This is a genomic window from Dolichospermum sp. UHCC 0259 (assembly GCF_009711935.1).
In the GTDB taxonomy this organism is placed as follows: Bacteria; Cyanobacteriota; Cyanobacteriia; order Cyanobacteriales; family Nostocaceae; genus Dolichospermum.
Map to the genome: position 1 here is coordinate 13,465 of NZ_VIKX01000020.1, position 14,275 is coordinate 27,739.

16 protein-coding genes are annotated in these 14,275 nt (G+C 37.8%); 9 read left to right on the plus strand and 7 right to left on the minus strand.

The window, feature by feature from the left end:
• Nucleotides 1–3: 3 nt before the first annotated feature.
• Nucleotides 4–1,290 carry a nickel pincer cofactor biosynthesis protein LarC gene (gene larC / locus FJR05_RS02240; protein ID WP_168642611.1) on the minus strand — a complete coding sequence of 429 codons (1,287 nt, stop codon included), beginning with the start codon at nucleotides 1,288–1,290 and terminating at the stop codon, nucleotides 4–6.
• Nucleotides 1,291–1,333: 43 nt separating this feature from the next.
• Between larC and FJR05_RS02245 the strand changes: the two genes are divergently transcribed.
• The 3 genes from FJR05_RS02245 (at nucleotide 1,334) to FJR05_RS02255 (ending at nucleotide 3,824) form a co-directional block, all read left to right on the plus strand.
• Nucleotides 1,334–1,588, plus strand: a complete 255-nt coding sequence (locus FJR05_RS02245; protein WP_168642612.1) for a hypothetical protein — start codon at nucleotides 1,334–1,336, stop codon at nucleotides 1,586–1,588.
• Nucleotides 1,537–2,196 carry an L-threonylcarbamoyladenylate synthase gene (locus tag FJR05_RS02250; RefSeq protein WP_168642613.1) on the plus strand — a complete coding sequence of 220 codons (660 nt, stop codon included), beginning with the start codon at nucleotides 1,537–1,539 and terminating at the stop codon, nucleotides 2,194–2,196. Before FJR05_RS02245 ends, FJR05_RS02250 begins: the two co-directional genes overlap by 52 nt.
• A 407-nt stretch (nucleotides 2,197–2,603) precedes the next feature.
• Entirely contained in the window at nucleotides 2,604–3,824 is a 1,221-nt protein-coding gene (locus tag FJR05_RS02255) for a HetZ-related protein (RefSeq protein ID WP_168642614.1), read from the plus strand.
• Nucleotides 3,825–4,092: 268 nt separating this feature from the next.
• Here the strand turns inward: FJR05_RS02255 and FJR05_RS02260 are convergent, their stop codons facing one another.
• Nucleotides 4,093–4,929, minus strand: a complete 837-nt coding sequence (locus tag FJR05_RS02260; protein WP_168642615.1) for a DNA adenine methylase — start codon at nucleotides 4,927–4,929, stop codon at nucleotides 4,093–4,095.
• 65 nt (nucleotides 4,930–4,994) lie between these two features.
• Between FJR05_RS02260 and FJR05_RS02265 the strand changes: the two genes are divergently transcribed.
• From FJR05_RS02265 to FJR05_RS02275, 3 genes are all read left to right on the plus strand, one after another.
• The gene (locus FJR05_RS02265) at nucleotides 4,995–5,195 is read left to right on the plus strand and encodes a DUF751 family protein (RefSeq protein WP_168642616.1); all 201 of its coding nucleotides are present in this window, start codon (nucleotides 4,995–4,997) and stop codon (nucleotides 5,193–5,195) included.
• Nucleotides 5,196–5,328: 133 nt separating this feature from the next.
• Nucleotides 5,329–5,727 (plus strand): 30S ribosome-binding factor RbfA, encoded by a 399-nt coding sequence (rbfA, locus tag FJR05_RS02270; protein WP_039201470.1) that lies wholly within the window; start codon nucleotides 5,329–5,331, stop codon nucleotides 5,725–5,727.
• Nucleotides 5,728–6,232: 505 nt separating this feature from the next.
• Nucleotides 6,233–6,475 (plus strand): DUF4327 family protein, encoded by a 243-nt coding sequence (locus tag FJR05_RS02275; protein WP_015079328.1) that lies wholly within the window; start codon nucleotides 6,233–6,235, stop codon nucleotides 6,473–6,475.
• Between the two features lie 399 nt (nucleotides 6,476–6,874).
• On the opposite strand, the gene FJR05_RS02280 is transcribed toward FJR05_RS02275, so the two are convergent.
• The 3 genes from FJR05_RS02280 to petN form a co-directional block, all read right to left on the minus strand.
• A complete protein-coding gene (locus FJR05_RS02280; RefSeq protein ID WP_168642644.1) occupies nucleotides 6,875–8,890 on the minus strand; it encodes a GAF domain-containing protein in 2,016 nt (671 codons plus the stop codon).
• Between the two features lie 201 nt (nucleotides 8,891–9,091).
• On the minus strand, nucleotides 9,092–9,253 hold the full coding sequence (locus tag FJR05_RS02285; protein ID WP_168642617.1) for a hypothetical protein: 162 nt from the start codon (nucleotides 9,251–9,253) through the stop codon (nucleotides 9,092–9,094).
• Between the two features lie 7 nt (nucleotides 9,254–9,260).
• Entirely contained in the window at nucleotides 9,261–9,347 is an 87-nt protein-coding gene (gene petN, locus FJR05_RS02290) for a cytochrome b6-f complex subunit PetN (protein ID WP_013189847.1), read from the minus strand.
• A 101-nt stretch (nucleotides 9,348–9,448) separates the two neighbouring features.
• Here petN and FJR05_RS02295 point away from each other — a divergent pair, with 101 nt between their 5' ends.
• Nucleotides 9,449–9,889: a hypothetical protein gene (locus FJR05_RS02295; protein WP_168642618.1), complete on the plus strand. Its 441-nt coding sequence runs from the start codon at nucleotides 9,449–9,451 to the stop codon at nucleotides 9,887–9,889.
• A 139-nt stretch (nucleotides 9,890–10,028) separates the two neighbouring features.
• Nucleotides 10,029–10,586, plus strand: a complete 558-nt coding sequence (locus FJR05_RS02300; protein ID WP_168642619.1) for a 3'-5' exonuclease — start codon at nucleotides 10,029–10,031, stop codon at nucleotides 10,584–10,586.
• Nucleotides 10,587–10,805: 219 nt separating this feature from the next.
• Here FJR05_RS02300 and FJR05_RS02305 read toward each other — a convergent pair whose 3' ends face one another.
• Both FJR05_RS02305 and FJR05_RS02310 read right to left on the minus strand, forming a co-directional pair.
• Nucleotides 10,806–11,231: a DUF4363 domain-containing protein gene (locus tag FJR05_RS02305; protein WP_168642620.1), complete on the minus strand. Its 426-nt coding sequence runs from the start codon at nucleotides 11,229–11,231 to the stop codon at nucleotides 10,806–10,808.
• A gap of 325 nt (nucleotides 11,232–11,556) precedes the next feature.
• The gene (locus FJR05_RS02310; protein WP_168642621.1) at nucleotides 11,557–12,792 is read right to left on the minus strand and encodes a glycosyltransferase family 2 protein; all 1,236 of its coding nucleotides are present in this window, start codon (nucleotides 12,790–12,792) and stop codon (nucleotides 11,557–11,559) included.
• Nucleotides 12,793–12,971: 179 nt separating this feature from the next.
• Between FJR05_RS02310 and cofH the strand changes: the two genes are divergently transcribed.
• On the plus strand, nucleotides 12,972–14,117 hold the full coding sequence (gene cofH, locus FJR05_RS02315) for a 7,8-didemethyl-8-hydroxy-5-deazariboflavin synthase subunit CofH (protein ID WP_168642622.1): 1,146 nt from the start codon (nucleotides 12,972–12,974) through the stop codon (nucleotides 14,115–14,117).
• Nucleotides 14,118–14,275 lie beyond the last annotated feature (158 nt).

Consider the following 14,275-nt stretch of genomic DNA (forward strand, 5'->3'; position numbering starts at 1 on the left):
GATTTATTTTGGATGTTGTAAATACCAACTTTCTAACGCCAAACGATAAATTTCTCGCCAAGGAATATTATTTTGCCGTGCTAATTCTGCACAATCTTCATATTCAGGCTGAATATTAGTAATTACCTTTTCTGTGTCTGTTCCTTTCCATGCGACCTTTACCGCTATTGTTCCATAAATAGTCTCCACCTTTTGCATTTCCCGTTGTAAAATTGATCGTTTTTGAGTAGTGCGACGAATCCCTAAAGTGCTAGTTTCTCTAAATAACACCGCTTCACAACTAGCTAACTTTTCAGGATGACAAATCACAGTTAATAAAATTCCGGTACGTGACTTTTTCATTCCTATCGGTTGGGTAAAAACATCTACAGCACCAGCAGCAAATAAAGCCTCAAATACATAACCGAATACTTGAGGATTTAAATCATCTATTTGAGTTTCTAGGACATTAATCGTTTCTAAATTTGGGGAATATTCCCCTAAATCAGAGTTATCAGTCTGTAAAGATTCATTTTCACCGTACCAGAGCCGTAGTATATTAGGAATGGGTAAATCTAGAGAACCCGCCCCTAATCCTACCTGTTTGATAGTCATTGGTGGCGGTGAACCAAAGTCTTGAACTAAGGTAGTAGCGATCGCCGCCCCCGTTGGTGTTACCAATTCTCTGTCAATACCATTGCTATAAACTGGACAACCCCGCATTTCCCACAACTTTAAAACCGCCGGTACTGGTACAGCCATTCTTCCGTGTGCAGCATGAACAGTACCACCGCCAGTTGGAAATGCCGAACAGTATAGCAAAGGCAACCCTGAGCGATCGCAATCAATACCCAACCAATCCAACCCTAAACAAGTACCCACAATATCCACAATCGCATCCACAGCCCCCACTTCATGAAAATGAACCTTTTCCGGTGCGATGCCATGAACAGCCCCCTCTGCCACTGCCAACCGGCGAAAAACAGCTAAACTCCAAGCTTCCGCCTGTTTTGGTAAATTCCCCTTAACAATCATCTCCTCTATTTCTGGCAAATGACGGGTGTGGTGGTGATCATGTTCATTGTGATCATGATGATGGTGGTGATGAGAAACCAAATCCACATTAACCTTAGTCGCTTGTTGACCTTGACGGTGAACTAATTCCGCCCCCAATCGGTATTCTGCCTCAATTCCCAAGCCATTAAGTTGTTCTCTTAAATACTCCACAGGCACACCCAAACTAACCAACGCCCCCAAACACATATCACCAGAAACCCCTGTTGGACATTGAAGATAAGCGATTTTATTCATAAATTTATTTGTTAATTGTCAGTTGTTAATTGTCAGTTGTCAGTTGTCAGTTGTCAGTTGTCAGTTGTCAGTTGTCAGTCGTCAGTTGTCAGTCGTCAGTCGTCAGTTGTCAGTTGTCAGTTGTCAGTTGTCATTGGGAAGAAATATTCCCCAACTTCCCCAACTTCCCCAACTTCCCCAACTTCCCCAACTTCCCCAACTTCCCCTACTCCCCCTACTTGCCCAGTCCCCAGTCCCCAATCCATTATGGCCAAAATATTCACCATTCATCCTGATAATCCTCAAAGCCGCCGAATAGAGGAAATAAAGTTAGCGCTATTAGGTGGCGCTATCATGCTCTACCCTACAGATACAGTTTATGCAATTGGTTGTGACTTGAATGCCAAGTCGGCGGTGGAAAGAGTGAGGCAAATCAAACAATTAGCAAATGATAAACCACTGACATTTTTATGTCCCTCACTCTCCAATGTGGCGACTTATGCCTTCGTAAGTGATACAGCCTACCGGATTATGAAAAGGTTAATACCAGGACCCTACACATTTTTGCTCCCTGCGACCAAACTAGTACCGCGACTGGTGCAAAATCCCAAACGCAAAACCACAGGAATCCGAGTGCCAAATCATAACGTTTGCTTGGCACTAATGGAAGCGTTAGGAAACCCAATTATTTCCACTTCTGCTCATGTTCAAACCAATGATGAAGACCAGGAAATAGTTGAGAACGGAAAACAACCAATTTTGTCACGGGTAGATTTATACGACCATTTGGATAAATTGGTAGATATCATTATTGACACTGCCGAAGAACCTACATATCAAGTGTCTACCATTTTAGATTTGACCGATGAAGAACCAGTTATTATTCGGAGAGGTTTAGGTTGGGAAGCCGTAGCTACTTGGGTTTAAGAATAAAGCTTTACAAGTGCAACCCCTTGTTTTGGACTCCGTTGCGCTAATTATATGATCACCTGACTCCAATTTGGAAATTGTCATCCTCCTAAATCCCGTCATCCTCAGTCATGAAATTATGGCTACGCCACACAGGCTAACAGCCAATCTTAGCATGACTAGGCTTTTGGCAATTTGCCCTCAGAGTGAATATCTATTATGCCATCTTTGATCTAGTTGCTAAAAACAAAGCGACACAATTAACAAGCCCTTAACTTTGGAAATTTCCTACAGTATTTACATATCAGTAATCTAGTTAGTGAATTTTGAGGAATAAATCTCCAAAGATTTTCACTCCTGAGACTGACATTAAATACCGTATCTGCATTTGAGTTAAGGTGCAATACCAATTTTATAGAAAAGTCATGAAAGCTAACATCACCAATCTGCCTAATTCTACATCTGCTTTTGATAGCTATATTTCTCTTGAAGAATTGTCTGTTCCCACCAGCGACACATTAGTACAACTTTTATCCCATGAGATGCAATCTCAAGTTAAATCTGCCACTTCAGGTGTACAAGATGTTGTTGGACGCATAGCCAAAGAAGTAGAACGGATATGTGATAAAAGCTCCCGCATTCAAAACTCTGGACAAATTCAGTCTTGGCAAATTACATTAGGAAGACATCGGTTACAAAAGTGCCTCCGTTACTATCAACTTGGCTCTAAACAAGGACGAGTAGAATTACACAGCAGTTTGGGTGCAATTGTTTATCGTCACGTAACTGTTGCCGGTTCAGATTTAGGATTTGAGGCTCGTTACAATTTAATTGAAGATTTTTTACAAGCTTTTTATATCGAAGCTATTAAAGCGTTCCGTCGAGAAACCGAATTACCCGAAGATTACACCCCCCGTACTCAGTTACAAGTAGCTGAGTATATGGCGTTTACAGAACAATATGCCAAACGCCGGATTAATTTACCCGGTGGCGCTAATCAACAATTAATTGTTTTACGCGCTCAAGGTTTTGCCCGTCGTCAACCCCAAGAAACTACTGTAGATATCGAAATGGCTGTGGATTCTGCAAAAACAGAAGAAGCGGAATCTTATCAACGCAATGTGGCAGTGCAGCAAATTCGCTCACAAATGATTGCTAAACCCGGTTTTGACCCTTCGGAAGAATCGGAACGCAATCGAGTGATTACCGAATTGATGAAATATCTGGAATCTCAAGGACAATCTGATTGTATGAATTACTTGACTCTCAAACTCCAGGATCTTTCTGCACCGGAAATTGACCAAATTCTGGGTTTAACCAGTCGTCAACGGGATTATTTACAACAAAGATTTAAATATCACGTTGAGAAGTTTGCCAAACAGCATCAATGGCAATTAGTTCATCAATGGTTAGGTGCTGGTTTAGAACATAAGTTAGGTTTATCTTCCCTGCAATGGGATATTTTTTGGAATCAACTCACACCACAGCAACAGCAAATTTTTGAACTAAAAACCGCTTGTCAAAGTGATCAACTTATTTCTAAAGCCGTTCAATGTACTCCGAAACAACTACAAAAACGCTGGACACAAATGTTGGAATTAGCATGGTCTATTCGTAACGGTCATGCTGAATCTAAAAATAATTAAATCCCATCCAGTAGGTTGGGTTGACGCAAGGAAACCCAACATTTTTATGAAAATATTAGTTTTTACAATGTTGGTTTTCACCGTTTCTATAATGTTACCTGATTTCGACATAAGATAATTTGTGGAAAACTTGCCCCAATTAGGAGTCTCAAACCATTATTCTCTCGCTCTTAAAAATCATAACTTCTTTCGCGTAGCGTCTTTGAAGGAGAAACTCCGAACTCCGATAATGTTGGGTTTCACTTCGTTCTACCCAACCTACAGTTTTCTATAATTTTCTATAAGAAGTTACCAATACTTCAGTGATTTTTCCTCGCTTTTGAGCATTAGAATTAATTGACCTTGCTGCTGATATGGTGTGAATATTAAAATCACTATAAAGATCACGAATTAATGGACAATCAGAATTAGATAACATAACTTTTACCCCTTTATCAGCTAATTTAATAAAAATATCCCTGAGTTTGATTTGTTGATTTTCGTCGAAACAAAAATTACTATAAGCTGTAAAATTGCTAGTTTTATTTAGAGGATAATAGGGAGGATCAAAATAAACAAAGTCATTAATATCTGTTGCATATTTTAACACTTCGTCAAAACTTGCTTGTTTAATTTCTATTTTTTTTAGTGTTTGCGATGCAAGCTTTAAAACTTCTTCTTGACAAATACCTGGATTTTTATATTTGCCCACAGGGACATTAAATTTTCCTTGAGAATTAACCCGGTACAGCCCATTAAAACAAGTTTTATTCAGATAAATAAACCGAGCTGCTTTTTCTAAATTAGTTCCACCATGATAATTTCTGACATCATAGTAATACTCTGAATTATGTCTTTGCTGATGTGCTTGCAGTAAAGTTATTAAGTCCTCAAGATTGTCTCTAACGCACCGATAAGTAAGAACTAAATCTGCATTAATATCAGTTAAAACTGCATGAGATGGTTGCAAATGGAAAAAAACTGCCCCACCTCCTAAAAAGGGTTCATAGTAAGTCTGGTAATGTTGGGGAAAATAGTCTTTATATTGAGAAATTAATCTGGTTTTACCCCCAGCCCACTTTAAAAATGGTCGTGGGTAAGTTGGTTTAGGGATTTGACTTACCATCTACTTACGATTAAACTAAAAACTAACTAATCAATAAAGTCTATAATAAGGCAGTCTAAATTCAAATGTTTGATGGATTTTGGGATAACGTCTTTCGCTACCCTCGATACTTGGTTAGTATCGTCTTGGGCATTTTTCTAAACACCCTCGAACCGCTGTTTCCATTATTAAAACGTCCTGTGACGCTAATTGCCATTTTAGGTTTGTTTACTGGTGGTCTTTTTTTCGTAACGCTTACGGTGCGGGCTATGCTGGGATTGAATTAAATCTAGAATAGAGTCACAAAACAAAGTTGAGTTTATTGGACTGTTGCTGTTGATTTGATCAGATCAAGCGCCGTCCACTTTCATTTGCGTTTAGAATCATGTTATTAAACCTCTGTGAGAAGGCGGAATTTATATGGCTACAAATCGCCGCGTTTCCCGCGTTGCTGAATTAATTAAACGGGAAGTTAGCCAAATGCTACTCAACGGTATTAAGGATGACCGTGTGGGTACGGGAATGGTCAGTGTTACCGATGTGGATGTTTCTGGGGATCTACAACACGCTACTATCTTTGTAAGTATTTATGGAACGGAGGAAGCGAAAACGGAAACAATGGCTGGTTTAAAGTCAGCTACGGGTTACGTTCGCAGTGAATTGGGGGCTAGAGTTAGACTAAGACGGACTCCAGAAGTGATCTTTGTGGAAGATCGTTCTATAGAACGAGGTACTAAGGTGCTGAGTTTATTAAATCAACTTGAGCAACAACGAGCATCAGCAAGTGTGGATGAGGTAGTAGAAGAGATGGCTGAATGATTTATTAATACAAAGTTAACCAAAATATAAATAAATCTGGAACTTGTTGCTGGTTCAAGCACTCTAAGTGGGGATAATAGGTAATACCTTGATTCCCTATTTTTAGAAAATTTTGGGTATTGCAAATCTTGTGTCTTAGGATAGAGGTCAAAAATCATAAACCTATATACACTGGTACAGTTAACGTTAAAGCAAATCTAGTATGATTTTAATAGTTTTTATACAAATTAATGTTAAAAATGTAAATATCTAGGTTTGATTAGTCAACTTAACTGCTGTTATCTTAGGAATATGAAGTTCAAATACCATAAATGTCATGCTTTATTGACAAACTTAACATTTCTTTAGATAATTTGGAGGTGTATAGCGTCAAAATGATAATAGTTCCGTATAGCAAACTACAAAACCCTGGAGACAGGTTTAATTATTGCCATGTTTGTTCCTCGTGCATAACGGGAACGCTATCTAAATGTATTTTTGATGTAATTTTGTGAGAAAAAAAACCATGAGTGTAAATACGGTGCCTTCTATCAATTACAATTACTACTCTCTGAATGTTATTCAGGACGAAGCACGCCGACTGGTGGAGAGGGGAATGGTTGGTCGTCAACAACCAATATATACACTTTGCCAGTTTATCCCGGCTAGAGAGTGGGTTTGTGTAGAATGTGAATTAGAGAAGTGTGATTTTTTACTGCGCGATCGCATCGGTGATTTAATCGGACGCGAAGAGTGGGATAACGACTAATTTATTGTTTTTTTAATAAACTACTGTTATTTTTAATTGTACTTGTTTGTAGTTTCTGGCTATAGACAGGTATATTTTTTTCTATTTTACTAAATTTTATTTCATGCAGAGGCGCACAGAGAGAAGAGATAATGATTATTAGTTGGTTTTAACCAACTTTGGCTATGAGACAGGGAATTTATACCCTGGATAGGGTTTGCTGAATAAAGCTAAAACTTAGATATATCAAGAGTTTGAAGGTGAAAAAGGTGAATCAGGTGCAAGGAATAAGGGTGGAAATTAGCAAAGACCTATCACTTGGCCATATTCAAGACTATTCTTTTCTTCTTCTAATTCTTCCTCCTGACTCCTGACTCCTGACTCCTGACTCCTGACTCCTAGCCCTCACAGATAACTTTTTCAGCAAACCCTAGATATCTGCTGTATGGGTATTTCAATTAAAAATTCACAACCTTGACTAGGTTGGGAAATACATTTAATCTGTCCACCGTGTTTTTCGACTATGATTTGATAACTCACTGATAAGCCTAAACCGCTACCTTGTCCAATTTCTTTAGTAGTGAAGAAAGGTTCAAAAATGCGATCGCATACATTTTCAGAAATCCCACAACCATTATCAGCAATACTAATTTGTAGGTAATTATTATCTATAACTTTGGTGCGAATCCAAATTTTCGGACTTTCTGCTGATGATTCTTTTATAGCATCAAGAGAATTAGTGAGAATATTCATAAATACCTGATTCATTTGGGCAGCATAACAAACTACCGGAGGTAATTCACCATATTCTTTGATTACTTCAATGGCTGGGGTGTTATCCTGTCGTTGAAACCGATGTTGTAAAATTAAAAGTGTGCTATCAATCCCTTCATGTAAATCAACAGGTTTCATTTCTGCTTCATCAAGCCGAGAAAATGTCCTTAACGAAATTACTAATTGACGAATCCGATCTGCACCACTCATCATAGAATTGAGCATTTTTGGTAAATCATCATTAATAAAATCTAAATCTATTTCTGCGGATTGATTTTTAATTTCTGTTGGTGCTTGAGGATAGTTATTTTGGTAAAGACGGACTAAATTTAATAAGTCTTTGATATGGTCGGTAACATAGGGGATATTCCCATAAATAAAACTAATCGGGTTATTAATTTCGTGTGCTAAACCAGCAATTAATTGACCTAAACCTGCCATTTTTTCACTTTGAATTAACTGGCTTTGAGTGACCTGTAATTCTTTCAAAGTTTGAGCAATTTCTTCCTTTTGCATTTGCATCTTTTTTAAAGATTCAGCTTGCTGTAAAGCTACACCCAATTGACTACCAATTTGGGTGAGTAAGTAAACTTCATCTTCTTGCCAATCACGGATAGTAGTATTTTGATAAATTGCTAATAATCCCCAAAGTTTGTGATTATAAAGAATAGCCACAATGACATAAGCTTTGGCTTCATAGCTTTCTAAAACTTTGATATAACAGTCAGTGAATCCACAATCATAAATATCATTACAAACACGGTATACTTCACCTTTGGCAAAGCGTCCACCAGATGTATCTTGAAGGTAGGTATCTGTGGGTGGTTCAACTAAATCTTTTAATTTACATTCGCTAATCTTATCGCCTAATTCTGGTCTTTGTAACTGTTCTTGCATAAGATTTACCCAACCTTCAGCTACAGATTCAAAGACAAATTCTCCACTCCAATCAGGATTAAAACGATAAATAGCTGCACGGTCAACATCTAGTAACTGCCTGAGTTCTTCAGTAGTGGTACGAAAAATAATTTCTAAATCTAAAGATTGACGAATCTTTTCAACAGTTTTAGCAATAGTTTTTTGACATTCTGCGGATTTTTCTCTGGCTTTAGCTTGTGCTAGTTGGGCAGATTGAAATTTAACTTGTTCTATATAATCAGCTTGTTGGAGGGCAACTCCCAAATGTTCAGTAATTAGTTGCACAAATTCAACTTCTGCCTGTTGCCATTGTCTGGGTTCGCTACATTGATGAATACACAATAATCCCCATAAATCTTTGCCTTTGATTAAGGGGACAGCTATATTGGCACGAACTTGAAATTTTTCTAAAATTTTGACATAGCGATCATTACTAATATCTTGATATATATCGGAGATGACTTGAATTTTTCCGTTTTCATAAAGTTGGGTAAAACAATAATTTTTTACCTGAGTAGATAATGCCGAAACCCATTGTCTATCTACATCTTCATAGATAAATTCACCGTCCCCACCCAATTCAGGATTAAAGCGGAATACTCCCACTCTGTCGGCATTTAATAATTGACGAACTTCATTAACTGTGACTGTAAAAATGATATCTATATCACACGATTCTCGAATTCTGGCAATGACTCTAGATAAGGCTTTTTGTTGTTCACCCTGACTCACAGAAAATGGCATATTAGTTTGATATATTTGTTGGGATGTTGGTTGTTGGATTGCCATGTTAAAAGTATTTTCCGTTCCCACTCGGATTTTCAATATGGTTGGTCTTATATTAATGTAACAATAAATATAGGTTATGTAGGGATAGGAATAGTTATTATCCCTACATAAACAGTTTTTAACGCAGAACACAGCTATACATAAGCTGTAATAGCATCATTTTCGCTTGCTAGTGCTGCGTCTGGCTTCGCGGGTTTCGTCTTCGAGACGACGGCGATCGCGCCAATCTGATAATGTTAGATAAACAACACCACCAGTAACTCCTACTAGCAGCACTACGCCAAATAAGGCTAAAATACCCAAAAATGGACTTTCCACGATGCCTCTATAGTCCGTTGCGTCCCCAAACTACCATAGAAATAGACCAAGTAAACACAACTAACAGCGATACCCAACCCAGTGTCAAAATCATAGTTCTACTTTTCAAATAATTACAAAAGGTCTCTAATATTTATCATACTGGGAAAATGCGGTTGATTCATTAACTATATTGATAGGAGGTTGGGCAAAATTATGGAATTAATGGCAGAACGGTTAGAATCCCTCAAAGCGGGAGTAATTGGTAGTGTGTCTTTAGGTTTGGCTTTTCTTAGCACTAGCTTTATTAATGTTTTATGGCTGGATAAGTATTTCCCCTTGGTTAGTTATGATAAAATTGATATAGTAAATTTACAGATGTTATTAAATGGTGTCATAGCCGGGTTTTCTGGGTTTCTATTTGGTGTCACCTATCGCTATATTATCCGTGCAGATGCTAATCCTCACCTGAAAACTGGGGGAGTTTGGGCTTTTGGTTTGGTGCGAGGATTAACTCAAATAGAAGTTGGCTGGCATATAAATAATGCGGTTTTGCCTTTTTTAATCTTAGCAGGAGAAAGTATATTGTGGTTTGCTCTAGCTGCTTTTGCTCTCGATACTGCTATTTTAAGAAAATGGTTGAAACCTTTTTCATGAATTGTCTGAATCAGGTGGTTATCGAGCGATAGTCGAGATAATATCCAAGATGAAAGGATGTACAGGATAAAAACAAGTATTTTATTACCAATTACCAATTACCAATTACCAATTACCAATTACCTATTACCAATTGCTAATGAATAACTACTTTTTGATCATTGATCTTGAAGCTACTTGTTGTAATCAAAAGAGTATTCCCCGTCATCAAATGGAAATTATTGAAATTGGTGCGGTAATGCTAAATCGCCAAAGTTGGGAAATTGATTCTGAGTTTCAGCAATTTATTAAACCTGTACGAAATCCCCAACTTACAGCTTTTTGTACAGAATTAACCAGTATTTCTCAATCACAAGTTGACACGGCAGCGAATTTTCCGGAAGCGATGTCAAAATTAACTGAGTGGATGAATTTATTTCCTAATAATATATTTTGTTCTTGGGGGAATTATGATAAATCACAATTTTTACAAGATTGCAAATTTCATCATGTTCCTTATCCTTTCGGTGCAGAACACAGAAATATTAAAACAGAATTTTCAGAATATTTAGGTGTGTCTCATAAGTTTGGTATGGCACAAGCACTGCAACATTTAGGAATGGAATTACAAGGTACACATCATCGAGGTATTGATGATGCTCGAAATATAGCAGCGATTTACCGTTATATGCAAACTACTCATACTAAGTTAATATGAAGCTGACTAAAATAGGATTTCGAGAATAATTAAACGCAGATGAACGCCGATAAACGCAGATAAATGAGGGTGATTATTATTCTGTGCAAGCTTAAATAAAGTTGCTACATAGCATTTCCTAGTCTAATTATGTACAAAATTATCTGTGTTCATCTGCGTCCATCTGCGTTTAATTCTGATTCCTAGCCTTCATGAAAAGACTGTTTCAGCAAGCCCTAATTAAGACTTGGGAATAGCATTGATAGTTTTTTCTAATGACTTTAAGGATGCTAATAATTTGTCTTTTTGGGGTTTAGTAGCTTTGAGTTCGTCTGAAATTTCATCCATGCTTTTTTCGACAGCATCATAATTATCACGAGATTTAGCTTTGATTCCGTCTTCTACGTCTTTCCAAACATCTTCAAATTTATCAAATTCTTTTTTAGCTTGAACAAAATTGCCAGATGTAACTGCGGTTTTTGTTTTGGAGACTACAGCGAGTAAACCTGCATTACTTGTTGTGGATTTTTGTCCTGGGACTTTTTCTGTGGAATTGGAAGTTGCTACTGGAGTAGTTTCTGTGGCAGCTTGTTCGGGATTGTTACAACCTACTAAAGTCAGTAAGCTGATACTTGCAATAATTAACATTGGTTTGAAATTCTTCATTATCAACTCCTAATGGATATTTTTATTTGTACCGCTAATATTTCCTATGATAAAACAGCAAATGTAAAGAACTCGGAAAGTACAACTGGACAATTTACTGGGAAATACTTTGCAATATCCGTCTAATGGCGGTCTGGTCAGGATAAAAATCGTTAAATAGGATGATTTTGTTGTCATGTAGGTAGCGGATACTGGTATCGGTATCGCCAAATCTGGGAAATTGCCCTAGAAATCTTCAAAAAGCCGATTTTTCTTCTGTTATTAAGCTATGGTGTTAATAATTAAACGCAGATGAACGCGGATAAACGCAGATGAATTAATGGATTTATTTCACTTCTGTGACTCGCCAGCTTAATTTTAGATTAACCCAAAAGTTCCAAATTGTGGCAACTGCGATCGCTATTAATTTAGCTAAATACTGATTCATACCCAAGCTATTGAAAAGCAAATTCACTACTAATGTTTGGATGATTATACCTGCTAAACAGACCATATTAAATTTCAGGAATCTTTTGAAACGCTGGCGTTTTCCTGTCTGTTTTCGGGAAATATCCCCAAATGTCCACAAATCATTCCAAAGGAAGTTATTGAGAATTGCTACTTCGGCAGATAAGATTGTACTCCGAGTTAAACCCAAATTAATGACGGTCCGCATGATATGAAATATGGTTAAATCCACAAATACGCCACTGAATCCTACCGCACCAAATCTGAGAAATCGTCCCATAGGAAAGTTAACTTTTTGACTTATTTTTCCTATTCTCCCAGTAGATAACCGTAACCTGATTAAATGTTGAATATAGTCTACATATTGTTTCCAGGTCACTTTGCTTTCTCCTTCTGTGCGTTCGCGGAATACATAACCAGCTTCAGCAATTTCTCCTACCTGTCCCCGACCAATGACTTCTAAAAGAATTTTATACCCGATGGGATTAAGTGTGGTATTTGCGATCGCACTTCGTCGTACCATAAAATAACCACTCATTGGATCACTAACTCTACCTAAAACTCCTGGTAAAATCACTAATCCTAGTACCTGCGCCCCCCGTGATAAAAAGCGTCTAACTGCACTCCAGCTACTCACACCACCACCGTCTATATGACGACTAGCTAAAGCTAAATCAGCCCCCGCTTCTATTTTCTGTAACAGTTGTGTTAATACTTCTGGAGGATGCTGCAAATCGCCATCAATCACTCCTAATACACGCCCTGTAGCCGCTTGCCAGCCACGAATTACTGCTGAAGATAGTCCCCGTTCTTCTTGACGACGCATGACCCGTAATTGGGGATATTCTGAAGTTAGAGATTGTGCTACTTCCCAAGTTCGGTCAGGGCTATCATCATCTACTATAATTAGTTCATAATTACCAGGAATAGTTTTATCCAATAATCCACTTAATATATTAACCACATTTTCAATATTGTTACATTCTTGATAAGTGGGAATTACTAAAGATAGGAGAATGGGATTGTTTTGGGCTATTTCTTTGGGGGTAAATTCAGCAATCCTCAATGTACCAATAGGAACTGCTAATAAAGAATTAGATGAGTTGATGGTCATAAAATCAATAGTAAATTTTAAATTGCTAAATCGCCTATAAAGGTTAACTCTCCATAGATTACAATATTTTTGGTATAATACAAACAATTGCTGAGTTTTGATCAAGAAAAATAATATTTAAAAGTTACAAATTTCCATTTATTATGAAACTTAAATAAGTTGTTTATATTTAATCACCTGTGACTACTATAACTTTTGAATCTATTCTGCAATCGGCTTTGGCAGAGGATAATATATCCCCTGATGATGGAGTATTTTTACTAAAACAGACTGACCCAGAAGCACTTGCTCAAATTCAGTTTACAGCAAATCAACTCCGTCAGAAACAAGTTGGCAATACTGTTACTTACATAATTAATCGTAATATTAATTTTACCAACATTTGTGAGCAACATTGCAGTTTTTGTGCATTCCGCCGGGATGATGGTGATCCAGATGCTTACTGGTTAAATTCAGCGCAGATTTTGGAAAAAGCTACAGATGCAGTCCGTCGAGGAGCAACGGAAATATGTATGCAAGGGGGATTACACCCACAAGCGCAAATTAACGGTAAGTCTTTACCCTATTATCTCAAACTGGTAAAAACCATTAAGGACGAATTTCCTCACCTCCATTTACACGCTTTTTCGCCCCAAGAAGTCCAATTTATTGCCAGATTAGATGGAATTTCTTATGCTGATGTGATTAAGGCTTTGCGAGATGCTGGTGTCGGTTCTATGCCCGGAACAGCCGCCGAAGTGCTAGATGATGAAGTCAGACGGGTATTGTGTCCAGAAAAGATTAATACAGCAACTTGGCTAGAAATTGTCAGTACAGCCCATCAATTAGGAGTACCCACTACGAGTACCATGTTATCTGGGCATATTGAAACCCCAGAACAGCAAATTAGCCATTTAGAAAAATTGCGATCGCTCCAACAAACAGCCATCGAAAAAGGTTATCCTGCGAGAATTACCGAATTTATTGTCTTACCCTTCGTTGGTCAAGAAGCCCCCAAATCCCTCCGCAAAAAGGTAGGAAGAGACCAACCAGTTCTCGCTGATTCCCTATTACTAACCGCTGTAGCTAGAATTTATCTGGGAAATTACATCCCCAATCACCAACCAAGCTGGGTCAAGCTAGGACTAGACGGTGCGACAGAAGCCCTAAATTGGGGCTGTAACGACATCGGTGGCACATTAATGGAAGAACACATTACCACCATGGCCGGGGCTGTCGGTGGTACTTGCATGGAAGTAGAGACTTTACAAAATGCAATAACTTCTTTGAAAAGACCCTATCAACAACGGGATACTTTATATCGGGTCATGGGGACTGGGGACTAGGGACTGGGGACTGGGGACTAGGGACTAGGGACTGGGGACTGGGGACTGGGTAAGAGTTTTCCTAAATTTTTAAGTTTTAAGTTTGAATTTTGAATTGATTGATCTCCTATTCCCCATATACCGATTCAAGATAGGATGGATTTTGATTTACTTGTTTT

Coding starts and splice junctions, on each gene's coding strand:
- larC (WP_168642611.1), bottom strand. CDS start 1,290: ATGAATAAAATCGCTTATCTTCAATGTCCAACAGGGGTTTCTGGTGAT.
- FJR05_RS02250 (WP_168642613.1), top strand. CDS start 1,537: ATGGCCAAAATATTCACCATTCATCCTGATAATCCTCAAAGCCGCCGA.
- FJR05_RS02255 (WP_168642614.1), top strand. CDS start 2,604: ATGAAAGCTAACATCACCAATCTGCCTAATTCTACATCTGCTTTTGAT.
- FJR05_RS02260 (WP_168642615.1), bottom strand. CDS start 4,929: ATGGTAAGTCAAATCCCTAAACCAACTTACCCACGACCATTTTTAAAG.
- FJR05_RS02265 (WP_168642616.1), top strand. CDS start 4,995: ATGTTTGATGGATTTTGGGATAACGTCTTTCGCTACCCTCGATACTTG.
- rbfA (WP_039201470.1), top strand. CDS start 5,329: ATGGCTACAAATCGCCGCGTTTCCCGCGTTGCTGAATTAATTAAACGG.
- FJR05_RS02275 (WP_015079328.1), top strand. CDS start 6,233: ATGAGTGTAAATACGGTGCCTTCTATCAATTACAATTACTACTCTCTG.
- FJR05_RS02280 (WP_168642644.1), bottom strand. CDS start 8,890: ATGCCATTTTCTGTGAGTCAGGGTGAACAACAAAAAGCCTTATCTAGA.
- petN (WP_013189847.1), bottom strand. CDS start 9,347: ATGATTTTGACACTGGGTTGGGTATCGCTGTTAGTTGTGTTTACTTGG.
- FJR05_RS02295 (WP_168642618.1), top strand. CDS start 9,449: ATGGAATTAATGGCAGAACGGTTAGAATCCCTCAAAGCGGGAGTAATT.
- FJR05_RS02300 (WP_168642619.1), top strand. CDS start 10,029: ATGAATAACTACTTTTTGATCATTGATCTTGAAGCTACTTGTTGTAAT.
- FJR05_RS02305 (WP_168642620.1), bottom strand. CDS start 11,231: ATGAAGAATTTCAAACCAATGTTAATTATTGCAAGTATCAGCTTACTG.
- FJR05_RS02310 (WP_168642621.1), bottom strand. CDS start 12,792: ATGACCATCAACTCATCTAATTCTTTATTAGCAGTTCCTATTGGTACA.